The organism is Mariniflexile sp., assembly GCF_052728615.1.
Genome location: NZ_JBFVFE010000022.1, coordinates 1 through 18,657, shown reverse-complemented (window position 1 = coordinate 18,657; position 18,657 = coordinate 1). Strand labels below are relative to the sequence as shown.

The following is an 18,657-nucleotide window of genomic DNA, read 5'->3' as shown; positions in this document are numbered from 1 at the left end:
AAACACTTCTCGCTTTTTAACGAGGTTTCCATTAAAATTGTCATTTTCGCAAAGCGGGAATTTAAATAAAGATTTTATATTCAATCTAAAACCTCAGTTCCACATAAAAACACTGTCATTGCGAATTTTACTTTTTTTTTAAGTAAAATGTGGCAATCTGCTTATCAATAAACAGATTGCTTCTCCCGATAGTTATCGGGACGTACCGCCTACCATTGACAAGTATTTTATATATTTGACTTTCAAATATTTAAATATCACTCAAATTTTAAAAATACCCCTAAAGTCCCCTCTAGGGGACAATCCATGTCTTCAAATTTTCTGTTTCAAATTCAATTTAATTGTCATCAATACCGTTTGATAATTTTTTTTATCTGTTGCCTCGCAAAGACGTATATCATTGTTTTTTATGTGCAGCTCAGGTTTAAAAGAATATGTTAAGTTTAAAGAAATTCTTTATTATCTTGCCTGTGCTTAAAAAAACAATATGAACTGGGAACAACTACTATCCTTAAAACGCTTAGGCGATACCAACAAACGCATACGAAAAGAACAAGACGAAACCCGTTTGGGCTTTGAAGTCGATTACGATCGTGTTATTTTCTCGTCAGAATTTAGAAGTCTGCAAGATAAAACCCAGGTAATACCCTTATCGGAAACCGATTTTGTACACACCCGCTTAACACACAGCTTGGAAGTGAGCGTGGTGGGGCGTTCTTTAGGACGCTTGGTTGGGAAAAAATTATTGGAAAAATATCCGCATTTACAAAGCGTGCATGGATATCTGCCCAACGATTTTGGTGCTATTGTTGCCGCTGCGGCTTTGGCGCACGATATTGGAAACCCACCATTCGGACATTCGGGTGAAAAAGCCATTGGCGAATTTTTTAAAACCGGAAAAGGCAGTCCCTATAAAAATCAACTCACAGAAAAAGAATATCAAGATTTATGCGATTTTGAAGGAAACGCCAACGGCTTTAAAATTTTAACCGAAAGTAGGGCTGGGCGCGATGGCGGATTGCGATTAAGCTACGCCACCCTTGGCGCTTTTACAAAATACCCCAAAGAATCACTCCCAAAAAAGCCAACTACTCATATTGCCGATAAAAAATATGGTTTCTTTCAATCCGAAAAAGAAGCATTTGCAGATGTGGCTAACGAGTTGGGATTATTGAAACGAAGTGAAAAAGATATCAGTTTTTCACGACATCCCTTGGCGTTTTTAGTGGAAGCTGCCGACGATATTTGCTATACCATCATCGATTTTGAGGATGGTATCAACCTTGGGCTTATCCAAGAGGAGTTTGCCCTCGAATATTTAATCAATTTGGTGCGGGATAAAATAAAGACCAAAAATTATTACGCACTTTCAACAAAAGAAGACCGCGTAAGTTATTTAAGGGCCCTTGCCTTTGGTACGCTTATAGACGAAGCGGTAGAGATTTTCATGAAAAACGAAGATGCTATTTTAAATGGCCATTTTGACTGCGCCCTGTTGGATAAAAGCAAATACGAAGCCCAAATAAACGACATCATAAAAATAAGCGTTGAAAACATCTATCAATCTCCCGAAGTTGTCGATAAGGAAATTGTAGGCTATGGCGTTATCAACACTTTGTTAAGCACCTACACCAATGCGGTAAACAACTGTTTTAACAACACCGCCTCAAATTACGACAAGCTCATTTTAAAAGCCTTGCCAAATACCATTAAGGTGGATGATTCCAGCTTGTACAACCGTTTATCAAATGTATGTTATTACGTGTCATTGCTTTCCGATAGCAAAGCGATATTGGAGTATAAAAAGATAAAAGGAATGGGTTTTTAAATGGTTTGGGCGTTACCCTATGGGTCGCGCTTTCCGTTGCAAGTCCTCGTTCGTGCCTCACTCCGGGCTTTCCACTGCAATCGCTAACGCGGAGTTTGAAACACGAAATTGAGTTTTTTCGTTTAACGTTTATGTGTATGAGCCGTTGCGTGTGGCAGGATTTTTTAAAAATTCACAAACACCTGATATTCATTATTTTAAACACTTTTAATTTAGTATGACTCACCTAATGGTACACTAAAATCAAAAAGAACTATTTAAAGGCAAAATTTATTTGTCTTTTGAGTTTATAAATATACAATTAAACTTAAAAAATATTATTCAAATTAATGTTTTTTATATCAGCAAAACTGAAGTAAAAACAATATTTTTAGCTTAGCACTTTCTTATAAGTTATTTTTTAAAAGGTCATTGTTAGTCCAATTCCTTTTCCGTTCGTTATAATTTTAAATTCTGGCTTAAATTCATTATATGTTGTGGAATTCAGAGACGAATTATATAACTCTACAGCTTGTTTCTTTTTTTTATCAACACCCAACGAAATTGGAATTCCTACTGCAATAAGACCAGCTCCTACTCCCGCCAAAGTCCAATTCGCATTGCCACCTGCTGAGTTAGTTCCAGTTTGCCAACCAATTAGGCCTCCACCTGTAAGACCAATAATATAAGCGATAGTATTATTAGATTGTGCTTTTTTAATTAGTTCAAATGCTTGTGGATTTGATTTCATTATTTTAACCAATTTACCCATTCTCAAATTTTCTCCATCCTGGGAATATTTATATCCACCAAACACTTTTTTTATTTCGATTTGTTGGGCTATACATAAAGTTATAGTTGCAAAAGCTAAAGTTAGGGTCAAAGCTGTTTTTTTCATTCTCTAAAAAGTTTATTTGGGTCAAAATTATTTATAACGTCTCTCCTATAATCGTCAGGTACGGGTTAAATATGCACCTATTCTTCTTTTTTAATACTAACCTTAGAATTCAGCATGGATTCTGGCATAGTCAAATCGCCTTAATTCCAGTTATATGGTGTTAACTTATTGTTTGTTTTTAATTATCCAATTATTTCTACTTTACTAATGTCGAAATGATTGTTGCCAATACAAAGTAAAGTGTATAAGTTGCCAATATAACTCCAGCAACCTTCAGATATTTCAAAGGTTCAGAACCTTCTTGTCTAAAAATGTTAAAATTTGCAACCGAACCAAGGGCGCCAATTGCACCACCAATTGCTCCTCCTATAAATAATAATAAAATTGGAAGTCCACCTAAAACATATTGAAACCATTTGAGCTTTAAAACTATATGATTTTTGACACCATTAATTTCTAATGTTGGAACCGTATCCGGAAATGATTGTTTAGGAAATGCTTTGATAAGTTCACCCGTTTCATTAGGTATAAGAAATGGTTTCCCTTTTTCCTTGGATTGTTCAACTTGTACATTATCCTTTAGTAATTTAGATTTTCCTGTCAAAATTGATGTTTCAATTTCAAAATTGGAGTTTGGAAAATCTTGGAGTTGAAATGTATGTTTCATATTTTATATTTTTTGTATTAATGTGTAGGCATTATTTATGATGCGGCCCAATAATTTTTACTAATGGTAATCTATCGTCCTAATAATTTCCATTTTACCCAATTGGTGCTAGTTTGTTACGAGCGATTAATATAATTAAGCTAAGCGATTAGTTTCTTGCTTTGTCATTCCGATAAATGATGAATCCTATGAGTTGAGATGACAATTACATGATAATTTACCGACATTGTACTGGTAACTAATGGGAATGAGGATCCCAATGGTATAATTTAATCATATTCTCTATTTCTGTCCATAAATAATCCAAAGCTTCTACTTCATTACTAAATAATCGAAGATTATGACTTTCTCCTTTTTCATCAAAATAAAAAGATTCCCAATAAGAGCTATGTTCTATTAAAATGCAAGCATTAAACTTAACTCCATTGTTTATGGAATACCAACTGTCAGGTATTTTATTTTTAATAATTTTTTCTTTAAATGATTTAATATCCATAGTATTAGCGAAATTTAATATATCCATGTGACTCTAAATAGAACGGACTGACAGGAAGTTTATATTGGATACCTCCTCCAGGAAAATAATGTGCAGGTGTAATATAAGATTTCATTACCGGAAAAGGTTTAATAACTTCAAAGTTAATTTTTATACTTAAATCAGATGATGCTGGAAGAGACCTCATTTCAAAAGGAGTTCCTGCTGATGATACTAAAAATCACAAAAATATTACATCTGGTAAATCGTCATCATTTCTATCTGTTTTTGAGCTTTCAGGTTTAAAATTAGGATTCGAAATTTTACTATATTTCACAAATCCATCCAATATAAACTTACAAGCATCTTCTTCTTTATTAAATTCTTTAACAATTTTTTGCTCTCCTTTGTCTCCTACATGTATAACCTCCCACTTGTTATAGTTTTTATATAATACCGTACCTGGATTGGATATATCACCTCTTAAATTATAGATACTTTTTGGAATACCTAGTTTTTGCAGTTTCAAATTTAATTCAGCTATTTTCATAATTATTTTGTTCTTATGATTATTCCTTTACTAATCAACGTTGTTAAAGGCAATGGAGTTTGATATTGGATGCCACCAAATGGTGCGATTTGTGAACTTAAAACTGGAAAAGGTTTCAATACTTGATATGCACTATAAACTCCATCATTATTAGAAGGTAAAAACCTTAAAGATTTTGGAGTATCTATAGGCGAAACATAATTAGACCTTTCCGTTAAAGTACCAATTCTATCAAACATATCTCCTTCATAAAGATATTTAGTTTCTAAAGTTCCACTAACAGCTCCATCATTTTCAGGATAATATTTTGCAACTGTATTAGTCTGCGTAGTTGGTTCAGCTTGTACCTGAGTAGATTTATCATAATCAACTTGAGCTTTTTCAATAGCTTTATTTACGTTTCCTGCAATAACGGTTGCAGAAGGCTTAGCTTCTGTGCCAAACCAAATACCTGAACCGCTGGCTTTAGCTGCTTGAAGTCCAGAATAACCACCACCTACTGCTCCCATGTTGGCGCTCGTTTGCAACGAGTGCTTACCTAAAGTGCTCAACAGTTACGGCACTCGTTACAAACGAGCGCTAGCGGGGGGTAAATAACTACTGAAAAATTATTTTAAAAGAAATAAATTTTTCGTTTTTAAAACTTTATTCTTTTTAATCAGTTCATTTAAAATCTTTATTATATCATCTTCTGAATACCTAACTTTATTTATGTAATCTAAATAATCTATAATAACTTCTATCGAAACCCCTCTACTATTTGTTTTTAATAATTTTAGGATACAACTATCTAAACCATTATTACTCATAATTTTGTGTATTTTTAATATCCAATATTTTTTTTTAGCATTTCTAATTCCTTTAAATAATACTTACTCGTAGCTTCAATTGATTTTGCGCCAATATCTATAATTCTTACAGTTGGGTCTTTTATTTGTCTATATATCCATTGTGATTGATTTTTCATCCAATTTACAGGATTAGTGCATCTCGGTTTATAATATTTAAATCCATTTTCTTTTCCAAATGAAATATCCGCTGCGCAAAGTCTCCCAACATTGTGCATCGGATAAGGTTATATTATTACCGGCACTAGTAAATAATAGCAGTAGCAATATTAGTACGATCGGGGGAGCTAGCGGGGTAAAATGTAGTTAATCACTAACCTCTAAGCTCCTTTTATTATTTTGCACAAATATCCAGTCACATATTCTTTCCTTGTTGTCAACTCTATGTCTTGATTTTTTATTAAATCATCAATAGCCGTATCAATTAACTTCCATAAATCGGACTGTTCGTATTCTTGGTATGGGTGCTTTACCTCTTTCATCGTTTATTTTTATTTTTAGGTCCGAATGGCCATATTTGATTACCATCGGCTTATTATGTTTTATTTCTTTACAAAAACATATATCTCCCTTGAATACATTTCTTCCTCTTCATCAAAATATGTTCTATAAAAAAATTCCAAATTCGGTCTAGAATGAAAGAGTTCTAAAATTTTATCATCAGGTTTAAATACAACCAATTCTTTCTCATAAAATTCTTTATAATAATCTAAAGATGTAAAATGTAAACTTGGAGGAGTGTATTCACTCACATTTTCATTCAACCAGTTGAGTGCCATCTTATCTAAAGACATTTTCTTCAAGGAATATTTTAGATCAATATGTAGAAATAAAATTAGCGAGTTAATTGGCATAAATTTATTCACTAAAATATTAAGAATCATAAACGAAACATCTATCCATTCCGATCTTTCTATTTTTTCTAAGCTATCAATCTCATCAATATGCAAATTATTTCCTTCCCAATTTCCAATATGAGGAATAATAGTATTCGACCAACTTTGAATACTTTTCTTTATTAAATTATTATCAAGGTATATTCCAGCCATTTTCTATTAAAAATTTAATTTGGTCAATCGTTAATTTATGTCCTTTATCATGCCTCCATGTACCATCTCGATACAAAGAAGAGCCATTATCAAAATGTACTTCATCTTGGGGCAAATTCTTTGTACCCCTGCCCTTATCAAAACGTTTAATTCCTTTCGGTACTCTGCCTGTTTGGACCGCCTTGTTTAACTGATTTACACTTTTAGCGGCATAACTACTAGATCTTGCAAAATAATCAACAATCCCACCAAACTCTTTAGCTCCCGCATAAGCAGAACCAACACCTAATGATGTACCGTATGATGCAACAGCAACTGCTGGTACTGTACCACCACCAACTGTAACTAATTCTAAACCAGCTGCGCCAACGTCTAAGCTAACGCCTCCCCCAAAACTTAACATATCGCCTGTAAACCTTCCAAGTCTTTCTGCTAGTTCAAAATCTGTGCCTTCAAAGGCTCTGTTAGGTTGTACTATACCAAAAGTAGCACTATTTGTTATTGCTATACCAAATACGTTAGTAGTAAAAACAGTACCTTGCTGCATAGAATTATTAAAAAAATTATAAAAATTAGTCCCAATTGGTTTGTCACCCGAACTTCGCTTTTTAAACCACCCTCCAATCCAATCTCCTACACTTTGTATTGATCTAAATATGTGTTTTGTTGTCCAGTCATCAATATCATTAAACCTAATCCCTTTCCAATTAATACTGCTCAAAACAGTAGCTATTGCAGCTCCTATACCCGTCTGTTCACCTGATGTTAAGCCATCTCCATTATAGGTCTCCCCACTAAAATCCGTATACTTTAAAGGATTGTTCAGCACATACCCATACCTATTAAAATTCTGCGTATTCGTAGGGTCCTGAACATAATTGTCCGGTTGTAAGAAGCGGTGCAGTTTGGCATCATACAAACGCCCGTTCATGTGTATAAGCGCTACGCTCTGTAAATGCTCGTGTCCTGTGTAACCTCTATCCAGTACCGCAAAACCTGATAAAATAGTACCTTGACCATCTACCACTTTAATGACCTCTCTCCCCATGTTGGCTCTCGTTTGTAACGAGTGCTTTCCTAAAGTGTTCAACAGTTACGGCACTCGTTACAAACGAGCGCTAGCGGGGCTCTCATATAACCTACACTAATGGTTTAATTAAACATCTATTATTCTAAAAATGCATTTGACTTTAATGTATAGCCTATTATTTTTAAACTATTATTCTTATTTTTTAAAAGACTGATTTTTAAATCAGCAGTTCCGTTTTCAAATTCTACGTTATAATAAAGACTATAATTTCCATTATTAATAGAACCCTCAGATACTAAAGTATCCCATTTATATAAATTTCCATTTTTAAATTTACCGAGTTTTAAGTCTGTTATTTTAAATATTTTTATCAATTCTTCCTTAGATGTGACTTTAAAAAACTCTTCTCCAAATAAGTTTGAAGCTTTTTCAAAATTTAAATGCTGCAAATGACCAAAAAGTTCAGATGTTATTCTTTCGGCATCTTGTCTGTCTGAATCTCTATTTTCATATTTAGTACTAAAATGACAACCTAAAAGAAGAAATAATATTGCTATTAATAGATATGATAAATTTTTCATATTAGTTATTTAAATTTTAAAAATATAACCTTTTATGTTATGAAAAAAAATAAGTAAAATAATTTTTTTTGGGTTTTACTGGTAATCCCGTACCAATGAATTTATAGTCGGAACCATCAGCACTTTTTCTATAAACCCTAATTTGTTGACCTAACTTTTTAATTGAATCATTATTTCTTAACGGAACGCCTTTATAGTCCTCTAAATAAAAGTAATCTTCTTTTCCGTAATAGACTTTAGTGCCTCGGGTTCTTTCAATTTTAATAATAATAGAATTTATTTCATTTTCATAAAAACGCACACCATTATTGTAAAAACTTCTTTTTGAATTATAAATAAATAAAAAAAGTATAACTACTAAGGGTATTATTCTCAATAATATTTGATTTCTAGACATTTTTTTTAATTTAAAATTAGTCATAAAGCCTACCAGTGCCCGTATGCAACTGGAAAAAATTGTATTCCCCATAAAATTTTACATTAGCTCCTGTCATAGGGCTTAACTCTAAACCTGCACCAATAGAAACATCAAATTGATGCCATCCATAGTTGCCATATGTTTTATCAGGAGAATAATTGTATCCAAAATCTGCTCCTACTATTATTTTACCTCCAACAGAGCCTCCATAACTCCACCCAGGTAATGAACTTGCATGTACACTTTTTACAGGTCCTGAATGAAATGCTTTGCCAAAACCAAAATTTAATGGAGACACATTTAGTCCATCAGAACCCGAAACTTGAGCAGAAGCACCTATATACGGAAAAAAAGAAGCATCATCACCTGTCAAAAGCCAATTAAACTCAATATTACTTCCTATTCCCACAAATATCAAAGCATCCCAGCTTACAGAGAATTGAATCATATCCCCTGTTATCTCTCTACGGGTATCACTATTCCAAACATCACCCCAAATATCATCACTCTTAGGCTTCACAACAGGCTCATCATAAGCAACACCATTTTGTTTATATTTACTATCACCCCATCCAGGATCAAAATTAATTTCAGGAGAGCTAAAACCCGCATAGTTTGAGGCATCAGCCCAAGAGCCACCATTATTAAGATATCTAGCTGTAGCAACACCAAAATGTGTAACCCCTGCGGCAATTAATTTTGTTCCAAGGGCAACACCTGCTGGACCACCAAAAATAACCAAGGCTGTACCAGCTACAATTGAAAGCCCTCCAAGTAAATCACTCCAAGTGAATTTCTCCCCACTAAAATCGGTATACTTCAACGGATTGTTAAGAACGTATCCATACCTATTAAAATTCTGCGTATTACTTGGGTCCTGCACATAATTATCGGGTTGCAAAAAGCGGTGCAGTTTGGCATCGTACAAACGCCCGTTCATGTGTATGAGCGCTACGCTCTGTAAATGCTCGTGCCCTGTGTAAACTCTATCCAGAACCGCAAAACCTTTAACGGCACTCGTTACAAACGAGCGCTAACGGGGGCGCTCAATGTCATTAAGTTAAGGTTCTTTTTTAGATCCCGAAACAAGTTCGGGATGACAAATTTTCCAGTATATTGTTATGCTGAACTTGTTTCAGCATCTTTTTACTTGATATTTTATTTTATTTTATTAGAGATTGCCTAATTTCCTTAACTAAATGACATTGAACGAGCGCTAGCGGGGGGCTATTACCAAATAATATTTTGACCTGTACACAACAAATACAATAGTTTGGTAAGAAAAAATGACAAAGCAATCGATAAAAAATGAACTATTTTCATTGCTAAAGTTATTATGTATTCCTCTTCTTGTTTTAAAGATTCAATTAAATCTTTTTTAAAAAAATTGAAATTAAAAACAAATACGGATACTAATCCCAAAATTGACAAGGCGATACTCATAAGTAAATCTGAGGACAACGAAAGATTAAATATGTATATTAATGTAAAAATTAGAGTTACAAAAAAACCACTAAAAATTATTATACAATTTGCGGTAGTCCAATTTAGGTGACCTGTCTTATAATATTTTCTATTAATTCTGTAGTAAAAGGAAAATATTATGTAATATTTATAAATTATTGATTTTAAACTCATCATGATTACTACTGCTTACTTTGATTTCTAATTCTTTCTAAGTCTTCTTGTCTCACTCTAGCTCTAATTGAATATCTAGGTCTTTCTGTCTCAGGAATAGACCTTAAAAGACCCCAAGCTATTGATGGTGCTGTCCCATAACCTGTAAATCCTATACCAAAAAAGAAAGAGTCTGCAGCCATCAAACTCAAAGAAGTATTTGATAAATATCCAGTAGCAACTGATGAGCCTCCTAAAACAACTCCAGAAGTTTTTAAATAAGGATTAGGAGATTTTACAAGAATTGTACCCATACTTATTCCTGCTCCATAAAAATTAGTATAATAAGACAAATTATCCATGTCAGAATTAAAACGTTGCCAAGTATATGGTTTTGCATTACAATTATGACAACTACTTGATTGTCCTCCTCCATTAACATCACTCTTAGGCTCCACTACAGGTCTGTCTTTATAAACTCCGTTTTGTTTGTCCTTACCATAACCCCAATCTGTGTCGAAAGTTACTGTTGGTGATTGAAAACCTATATAATTTGATGCCTCTAACCAAGACTTACCTTGAGTTAATACTGACACCGTAGTAAAAAGGAAATGTGAGGCTCCAGCATAAATTAATTTCGATCCTAAGGCTACACCAGCTGGTCCACCAAAAATTACTAAAGCTGTACCTGCCACAATTGATGCTGCTGCAAAGACATCACTCCAAGTTAACTTTATCTTTAATTCCCCACTAAAATCCGTATACTTAAGCGGATTGTTAAGAACGTATCCATACCTATTAAAATTCTGCGTATTGGTAGGGTCTTGCACATAATTATCGGGTTGCAGGAAGCGGTGCAATTTGGCATCGTACAAACGCCCGTTCATGTGTATGATCGCTACGCTCTGTAAATGCTCGTGCCCTGTGTAACCTCTATCCAGAACCGCAAAACCTGATAAAATAGTACCTTGACCATCTACCACCTTAATGACCTCTCCCCACGCATCAAACAAGCGTTTTTCTACTACTTGCCCTGCTTGGTTGGTTATGGCTACAATACTACTTAAATAATCTCTGTGCAAATATAGGTATTCTTGTGTAGTGCCATCACTTTTTAACACAACGGGCGCACTGTAACCATCTCCCCCTATATAAGTAACAAACTCTACTTCACCTGTTAATGTATTGTGCTTAATTTCCATAGTGCCATCAGCAGAATAGTGTTTACGGTATTGCCTTTGCGTTTTATCGGTTTGCAAGCCACCATAAAACATACTGCTTCTATTACCTGAGTCGTTGTAAGTAAAACTTATTTTATCTACGCCCGTCTCCGTAATTTCATAAGGACTTTTCCACGTTTTATAGGTAATGTTCAAGGCTCTTTCTAGTGGGATGGCATCGCTTGTTTTACGGATGCGTACATCATCAAACCATATAACACCTGCACCATTGTTATCCAAACGGATGTTCAGTTTTTTAATGTTGGCAGGCACTAAAAAGGTTTTTTCAATTTTTACCCAGTTAGCGGAGGTAGCGACTATTTTACTGTCAACATTTGTAAAATAACCTGTTTCATTCTCGGTTTTCATAAACAAGACAATCTCGGCAGCTGGATTGCTTCCATCGCTTTTTACCCATGCAGAATACGTATATTCGGTAGGAACGGCATTATCTATTTTTATCCAATTTTCGGCATGTACATATATTTCACCACTTGTCGTATTGTTCATTTTTAAGGAAGTGGTTCCTGTCTTTGCTGTATTTGTATCATAACTGACCAACGTAGGATTATAAACTATCCAGCCAGATTGTTGTTCCATACTATCATTAAATAATCCGGCTCTATTTTCATAGTAGGTTTTTGAAGCTGGATTTGGGTCTATGGAAGTATTCTGATATTTTTTAGCACTATTGTTATAATTATACTGCCCAAGCGCGTTTTCCTTAATACGCCCATCGTTCTCGTAAAGTTGTTCTACTTGATTGCCCTGTGCATTTGTATAATGGCTCAACCTGTCCAAAGTATCATACTGGAAATTTTCTGTCCAATTGAACAAAGTATTTGTTCTGGAGGTTAAATTACCCTTTAAAGGTTCAAACGTTGTGTAGAGATTAAGCAAATCTATATTAGTAGTAGAAACAGAAACCCTTGAACGTTCTATATACCCAAATTGGTCATAGTTTTGGTTTAAAGCCAAACCATTTCCATAATTGGCACTTGTTAATTGCCCTCTGGCATTTATGGTATTTGCTTGCCATAGCACCTGTTGGGTGCCAGTATCGATCATTTGCCAAGCATAACCGTTTTTGTACGTATGCTTTATTGTTTTCGAACTTGTTTTACCAACGGCACTGGCTATGGAAGTTTCGGTGTCCAGTCTTCCAAACCCATCATAAGTAAACTGTTTGGTAAAGGTGGCATAGGGCGTGGTTTCAATACTCCCCATTAATCTTTTACTCGAATCATACGTGTAGGTTGTGGTAGTAACTGCATTATTTTCCAGAACATCTATAAAAGTGCTGGAGTTTAGCAATTTAGTAGTGCCATCATATACATAGTTAGTTTGGCTGTTGGTATTTGTACCAACAATTTTTTTACTGTATATTTTACCATAATAGCTAAGGGAATAAGTGGTAGTGCCGTTAGGGGTTGTTTCAGTTTGAGGCTGACCAATTTCATTGTAAGTATAGGTATAAATTCCTGCTGATGGATCGGTTAATTTAATTTTTCTACCCCAACCGTCCTGTTCAATTGTTGTAACCATGCCATCATAATTGGAGGTTTTAAGATTACCATTGGCAAAATACGTATAATTAATAGTGCCACCAGGGCTATCGGTCATACTAACCATATTGCCTATGGCATTATTTGTAATAGTTTTGGTCAATGTGCCATCATTTACGGTAGTGGTTAATCCAGCATAGGTAATGTTGGTCGTTTTGCCCGTAAAGGCATTATTTTGAACAGTTCGACCATAGTTGTCATAATGGGTTTCGTTCCATTGGCTGGGAGTACTGCTATATGGTTCACTTACTTTGTAATTTCTGTTGTAAATATCATAAAGGTAAGATACATACGAATAGTTTCCATTTAAGTCTTTAACACCAATATTTATTCTTCGACCCAAATCATCAAATTCTGTTATCGTAGCACCCCCATCATCGCCTGTGGAGGTAACGGTTGTATTGACGCCATTGCGAGTATAGGAAGTTTGGGTGCTTTTACCTAAATAATCGGTGGTATTGGTTTTTTTAAACCAAGCATCATAAGTATAATTGGTTGTTAACCCATACGGATTGGTTTCGGAAAGCAATAAACCGTTACTGGTATTGTATGAAAAATTGGTTGCAAGACCTTCAATATCGGTACTTTTAGTTAAAAATCGACCAGAAGTATCATATTGATAATTGGTTACCCTTGGTGGTACGTTAAACGCCGAAATTGTTTTTTTGTAATATTACCAAACATATCATATTGATTGTCTTCGGTAAGAAAGCTGGTGTTATGCCCTTTTTTCTTTATTTGAGTTAATAAGCCCCCAGTATTATAACTGTATTGCTCTTCAGTGGTCATAGTATCCCCAGAAATGGCAACACTTTGCTGTTTGTTTATGGGCCGACCTACTACATAAGGCGAACTCGTTGCGGGTGCATAAGTGATGTTACCTACAGTTGTTTGCTGGACGGTCGCACCTTCTTTTATAACCGTTGTTGATTGTGTTGGATTATTATAACCATCATATAAAATCCCTGAGGTCTCCGTACTGGTATTGTTTAAACCATTGAATTCTTGAGTAGAATTTAAGTTTAGCCTAAAAACCTTAGTAAGAAATAGTACGCTTGAATAATTATTTACTGTTTTACTAATAAAATTATTTGGAGCTGCATAATCGCTGGCATAATATTCGCCCAATACGGTGTAACTTTCTGTATTGGCTCCCCGTAGGTTAGTATCATATTTAGATACCGTGGTTATTATGGGTTTATTATCATCGAACCAATTGGTACGGGCAGTAGCTTTAAAACCTAAAAAACCCAGTCCTTCAACATTGGAAACCGCACCAAAGTAAGAATACATTTGTTTTGAATAATCTGTAGCACTTTGCTTTTCCAGCTTAGAAACAACATTCAAGCTCGATGCCGTTTTGATATCTGTATTGGGATAACTCTCGGAATAAGAACTACTATAAATGGGACCATTGAAATCATCATCATAATCAATGTCGGAATTCAAGGGTTTGTACGTGATGGATTCTGTTACACCATTGCCTGTGGTAATAGCACGTAATAATTGGTCTTTGGAATTATCCTTATTGGAATTAAAGTAGAAAATTTTATTATTGCTTAAAAAGGCGATTTCTAAGGTTGGATTGTAGGGTTTATCTTTACTTTGGATACCTTTACCCGTAGGCAAGTAAATAGGGAGTGAATTAAGATAAATATCGGATAGATAAGGGCTCGTATTGAATACTGATTCGTTAGGATAAAACAATCCATTTACATTTCGGTAACATTTAACCATTATACTACCTAAAGTATTGGCTGAATTTCGGGTAGTTTCTGTTCTGATTAAATTTGATTTTCCATCTTTATCATAATCAGAAGCAAAATAATTATGTGTTATTGTGGACGTATTTTGTAAAAAAGTAATACCCGTATTCATGGTGGACCTATAAAAACTAGTTCCTGTAGACAGGTATTTATACCACTCCGTAGATCCATATCCATTGGGTATCATAAAATCCGTTTTACCATCACCATTATAATCTCCAAGTAAAATGGTTTTAGTAGTAGCCACAGAAATATATGTATCTGTAAAATTTCCCACTAAAATCAATTGATTGGTATTGCTTAAAGTATAGGAAGTCACTTTTCCATTTTCAAAAACCATAAAATCGGACTTGCCATCGCCATTTACATCGGCAACTTCTACTTTGGAGGTTGAAGTTAAAATGGCCAACAGGTCACCAGAATATGTTAAAAAATTGGTGGTGTTATCTCTTTTTAAATCAACAAAATAAACTTTTTTTGAACTACATCCATTATCAATAGCAATCACATCTGTAAGCCCATCACCATTAAAATCGCCTGAGAGTATCTTTTTAGGAATAATTTGATTGGCGTAACAGCTACTTCCAGATGGTTGTATAGGAAAATTAACCACTCGATCGTACTGATAATATATAGGAGTAACCGTCCCAGCACTATATACTGTAAAAGTGTAATTGGTATTTGTTTTTTTTGCAACTGCCCATCCCTGCTTATCCCATAATTTATTGTTCCATGTTAACCAAGATACAGGAAAAATAGTTTCAAATTGGCCTACATTGTGCACATAACCAAAATTGGTGCTATTTCCTGTACCTGTATCTGTAAATAACCAATACTTTTTTTTGCTATTTGTACCGGTAGTAGGGTAAATTATAAACTCCATATTTTCGTTACCCTCAAAATCTCCCGAAACAGTCCCTGCATTTAAGGAATTGATGTTCCCTATACTTAAACTAGTAGTGAAGTCGGCATAAGAGATAGATTCTGAGGTACTATCATAACTAAACACGGTAGGGTTGAAACTTTTCGTGCCATCGCCCGATTTTTCCGTAATACTACTTAAACGTTTATATCCCAAGGAATTGGTATTATAGCTTAACCAATAACTTCTTAATCCCAAATAATATGCTGAAACAACAATGTTATCCAATATTTTATCTTGTATAATACTTTGTCCACCTACATATATTTGCTCTGGTCTGGGATTTACAACATAATTAAACTGTATTCTGTTTATTGGACTTAAACCATAGGTGGATCCATAAGATATTGTGGAAATACTTAAGCTATTGTTCGTATTATTATAGTTATAACTTATCCTTACTCCTTGAGGGTTTTCCCAATAGGAAATAGCATATTCAAGGATACTTCTTGAATCTGTATTATAACCATAAAAGGCCTTTGATCCGTCAGGATATTCTGCCACAAAATACGAAGGACCATAATTAGATCCAGATGGATGAACACCATAAGAGGTGATCTTTACTGTCGAATAATTTTCTGTTTCATAAGTAGCACCATTGGAACCATAGGTTGACCCATTTTTAATGATTAACCGTTGTCCATCCAATGCAAATCGATCTAAATTATCAAAATCCACACCGTCTATATTGTTATCATGAAATGCGGTGGAAGGTATCCTACTTATAGAGGACACACCTGTAATATTCCAGCCATATCCAGCCATTCCATTACTTCCTTGACTGTTATAGGTCAAACCAACTTGTGGCACAACACCATTTATTCCCGGTGGCGCCATAATAGGTATGGTGTAGGAAGCTGCTCCTGTTAATGAGACCGATAGTTGACCTTCGGTTATGCCTACCTCGGGAGAATTTCCTGTTGGCGTTGTTGATAAATTAGAGCGCATGTTGGTGGGACTACTTGTTTCCAAGGTGTTTTTGATGGGCGTACCATTGGTGCTTCCTATTTTTTTAATAGGGATCAGACCCTCAACAGGAGTGCCTCCCATTTCCTGTGCATTTAAAAAAAACGAAGAGCATAAAAGAAGAAGGCAGAAGTAAAATTGTTTCATGGTAACTATTTTTTAATAATTTTAATCGTTTTTTTATTTTGATTCTCATACACCAGAACGACCTCGTAAACGCCGCTAGGATAACTTTGAAAAGCAATATTTTGATTGTTTTGGTTTTTTAAATTGGAAATTGACTTTAATAGACGCCCACTCAAATCAAAAACATGTACGGCGGTAATCTTATTGCCTTCGATGTTGGTCCACTGTAGATAGAGCTCCTCTTTTACAGGATTTGGATAATAGCTAAATGTGTCTTCGCTAGCAAATTTTTCCATATCGGCTTCCTCCAATGCTACAATTTCCTTAATATCTTTATTTGCAGATTTAGAACTGCTACAATTGATACATAATTGGCGCTGTATTTGATTGCCCGCCGAATCATATTCAAATTTAATCCTGTCTTGGGCCTTAACCAAAATGGAAGACCCGAGTATTACCCAAATTATAAGCTTTTTCATATCTATTATGTAAAAAAATTTAACAAATATAATTATATTTAGTTTACAAAATTAATTTTGTTTAAAATTAATTTAAGAAATTTTTAACTTAATGCTATTTACCCATAGCCTTTAGGAACAAAGTTCTTTATGTGGCTCGTTAGTAGGTAGTTATTATACACTTACCGATATTTTGGATTTGTGATATAAGTACTAACTTATGACTTAAAAAAAACTGAATTTAACGCAAAAAGAGAATTTTAACAGCACTTTTATTTATTAGATTTGAAGTCTTAATTTGTGCTATTATATCACAAATGTATAAAAGAAAATCAACATAAAATTACGGAAAAACCGTAATTTCATAAAATTTAAAAAAAAACATAAAGTTTAACCAAAAATTTACTTTAATTGAACTCACCACTTACTTTTATCGGTATGAAATAAATTAATTTTATTGGCGAAAAAGTGTGGTCAGTATAAAAAACTTGGTCAGTGTGAAGCCTTTTAATAAAACTCTTCAACAAACAAATGGCGAAGAAATTGCTGCCCAAAGATGAGTAAAATTAGTTTTTAATATTATTTTAACTTTCTGCTTATCTGCGATCACAACAAAAGGGTTGAATAGCAAGAGGGTAACACGCTGCGCGATGTTACTTATTTACAACTGTGTGTATTTCAAAAACTTAATTGTTTATGGGAATTAGTTTTTCCATGATTTTTAGTAAAAAAGCTTCGTAGCCCCCGTAAAACCTAGGGATTGTTAGTAAAAAATCACGGAAATCCTAAAACTTGGCAGTGTTTGTTGCCATTTGTTTGTTGAAGATTTCAATCAAAAAAAGTTCTTAAACTACCGCGCTCGCTTTGGGCGAGCTTGGTGCATTTTTAAAGCGATGGATTCTCCGCGCTCAATTTGGAACTGATAGAAAAAACCGCTTTTAAAAAGTCAGCCCAAAATCCATCCCTTTAAAAACGTTTGTTTTTCTTTTCATCAGCAATCCTTTTTTCATGTTTGCATGTCATTTTGGTATTTATGGGGATGAAAGCCCAAAAGTATTTTCCCAGTGAAGATTTTGAGTTCTTTAAGTTTCATTTCTATGGGATTTTAAGTTTAGAATTCTTGCTCTCTAAGTTAGAAAGGATTCCAGATATTTCATCCAAACAGACCATTTGCTGTCTTGGCAGTAGGTTTATGATGAACTCCAACGCTACAACAATATTTTCTTTTGTACCTGAATTGGAGATAGTGGCTGAGCTGTGGGAGGCCTCTCCGTCCAAGGCAAGTGCGCAGACCTTCATCAAACAGGAAACGTTGAACAGAAGCTCTTCATTGTTGCCTATGGGGAACTCAAACTTTTGCACGGGCACATTGTTACTTGCGTACCCTTCTGGTCTTAACAAACCTTTCCTGCTCGATAGTTCATTGATGATTTCTTCCAATGCCTTTAGTCTGTCTTTCTTGTTTTTCATGTTTTTCTTGTTTTTCATGGGCTTGTTGCTTTTGAGGTTTGTTTTGGCCCAATAAGTTGGCAATGGACCTGTTTGAGATTTTCCAGTTGTTCGTCACCCAAGGTTTTGGCTTCTTCAAAGAACCGTTCGCATCGGTCAAAGGCTCTGTCCGCCTCCCTGTCCGAGAACTCGTTTCTGGTCTTGAAGCGCATGATATGGTGCGCATTGCAGAGCATATAGTGGAT

At 34.6% G+C, this 18,657-nt stretch carries 16 protein-coding genes and 3 pseudogenes; 1 reads left to right on the top strand and 18 read right to left on the bottom strand.

The window, feature by feature from the left end:
• Positions 1-487 precede the first annotated feature (487 nt).
• Positions 488-1,828 carry a dGTP triphosphohydrolase gene (gene dgt / locus ACU1LP_RS09975; RefSeq protein ID WP_445736185.1) on the top strand — a complete coding sequence of 447 codons (1,341 nt, stop codon included), beginning with the start codon at positions 488-490 and terminating at the stop codon, positions 1,826-1,828.
• A gap of 400 nt (positions 1,829-2,228) precedes the next feature.
• Here the strand turns inward: dgt and ACU1LP_RS09970 are convergent, their stop codons facing one another.
• The 18 genes and pseudogenes from ACU1LP_RS09970 to ACU1LP_RS09885 form a co-directional block, all read right to left on the bottom strand.
• Entirely contained in the window at positions 2,229-2,705 is a 477-nt protein-coding gene (locus tag ACU1LP_RS09970; protein ID WP_445735079.1) for a hypothetical protein, read from the bottom strand.
• 196 nt (positions 2,706-2,901) lie between these two features.
• A complete protein-coding gene (locus ACU1LP_RS09965; protein ID WP_445735078.1) occupies positions 2,902-3,372 on the bottom strand; it encodes a hypothetical protein in 471 nt (156 codons plus the stop codon).
• 238 nt (positions 3,373-3,610) lie between these two features.
• Positions 3,611-3,868 carry a hypothetical protein gene (locus tag ACU1LP_RS09960; RefSeq protein WP_445734762.1) on the bottom strand — a complete coding sequence of 86 codons (258 nt, stop codon included), beginning with the start codon at positions 3,866-3,868 and terminating at the stop codon, positions 3,611-3,613.
• A 4-nt stretch (positions 3,869-3,872) separates the two neighbouring features.
• Positions 3,873-4,070 (bottom strand): annotated as a pseudogene (locus tag ACU1LP_RS09955) (TNT domain-containing protein); the annotation flags it as partial.
• 18 nt (positions 4,071-4,088) lie between these two features.
• Complete coding sequence (locus tag ACU1LP_RS09950; RefSeq protein ID WP_445734763.1) at positions 4,089-4,397, bottom strand: hypothetical protein; 309 nt, start codon at positions 4,395-4,397, stop codon at positions 4,089-4,091.
• A gap of 2 nt (positions 4,398-4,399) precedes the next feature.
• Positions 4,400-4,906 (bottom strand): TNT domain-containing protein, encoded by a 507-nt coding sequence (locus ACU1LP_RS09945; protein WP_445734764.1) that lies wholly within the window; start codon positions 4,904-4,906, stop codon positions 4,400-4,402.
• A gap of 99 nt (positions 4,907-5,005) precedes the next feature.
• Positions 5,006-5,206: a hypothetical protein gene (locus ACU1LP_RS09940; RefSeq protein WP_445734765.1), complete on the bottom strand. Its 201-nt coding sequence runs from the start codon at positions 5,204-5,206 to the stop codon at positions 5,006-5,008.
• A gap of 14 nt (positions 5,207-5,220) precedes the next feature.
• Positions 5,221-5,463, bottom strand: a complete 243-nt coding sequence (locus ACU1LP_RS09935; RefSeq protein WP_445734766.1) for a hypothetical protein — start codon at positions 5,461-5,463, stop codon at positions 5,221-5,223.
• 102 nt (positions 5,464-5,565) lie between these two features.
• A complete protein-coding gene (locus tag ACU1LP_RS09930) occupies positions 5,566-5,727 on the bottom strand; it encodes a hypothetical protein (protein ID WP_445734767.1) in 162 nt (53 codons plus the stop codon).
• A gap of 60 nt (positions 5,728-5,787) precedes the next feature.
• Positions 5,788-6,294 (bottom strand): hypothetical protein, encoded by a 507-nt coding sequence (locus ACU1LP_RS09925; RefSeq protein WP_445734768.1) that lies wholly within the window; start codon positions 6,292-6,294, stop codon positions 5,788-5,790.
• A gap of 787 nt (positions 6,295-7,081) precedes the next feature.
• A pseudogene (locus tag ACU1LP_RS09920) lies at positions 7,082-7,318 on the bottom strand (RHS repeat-associated core domain-containing protein); the annotation flags it as partial.
• A 143-nt stretch (positions 7,319-7,461) separates the two neighbouring features.
• Positions 7,462-7,905, bottom strand: coding sequence for a hypothetical protein (locus ACU1LP_RS09915; RefSeq protein WP_445734285.1), 444 nt, complete (start codon positions 7,903-7,905; stop codon positions 7,462-7,464).
• A 37-nt stretch (positions 7,906-7,942) separates the two neighbouring features.
• Positions 7,943-8,302: a hypothetical protein gene (locus tag ACU1LP_RS09910; RefSeq protein ID WP_445734284.1), complete on the bottom strand. Its 360-nt coding sequence runs from the start codon at positions 8,300-8,302 to the stop codon at positions 7,943-7,945.
• 810 nt (positions 8,303-9,112) lie between these two features.
• Positions 9,113-9,320, bottom strand: a pseudogene (locus ACU1LP_RS09905) (RHS repeat-associated core domain-containing protein); the annotation flags it as partial.
• Positions 9,321-9,969: 649 nt separating this feature from the next.
• The gene (locus ACU1LP_RS09900) at positions 9,970-13,254 is read right to left on the bottom strand and encodes an RHS repeat domain-containing protein (RefSeq protein WP_445734283.1); all 3,285 of its coding nucleotides are present in this window, start codon (positions 13,252-13,254) and stop codon (positions 9,970-9,972) included.
• Between the two features lie 98 nt (positions 13,255-13,352).
• On the bottom strand, positions 13,353-16,526 hold the full coding sequence (locus ACU1LP_RS09895; RefSeq protein WP_445736184.1) for an FG-GAP-like repeat-containing protein: 3,174 nt from the start codon (positions 16,524-16,526) through the stop codon (positions 13,353-13,355).
• 5 nt (positions 16,527-16,531) lie between these two features.
• Positions 16,532-16,984: a T9SS type A sorting domain-containing protein gene (locus tag ACU1LP_RS09890; protein ID WP_445736183.1), complete on the bottom strand. Its 453-nt coding sequence runs from the start codon at positions 16,982-16,984 to the stop codon at positions 16,532-16,534.
• Between the two features lie 1,074 nt (positions 16,985-18,058).
• The gene (locus tag ACU1LP_RS09885; protein ID WP_445736182.1) at positions 18,059-18,433 is read right to left on the bottom strand and encodes a hypothetical protein; all 375 of its coding nucleotides are present in this window, start codon (positions 18,431-18,433) and stop codon (positions 18,059-18,061) included.
• Positions 18,434-18,657 lie beyond the last annotated feature (224 nt).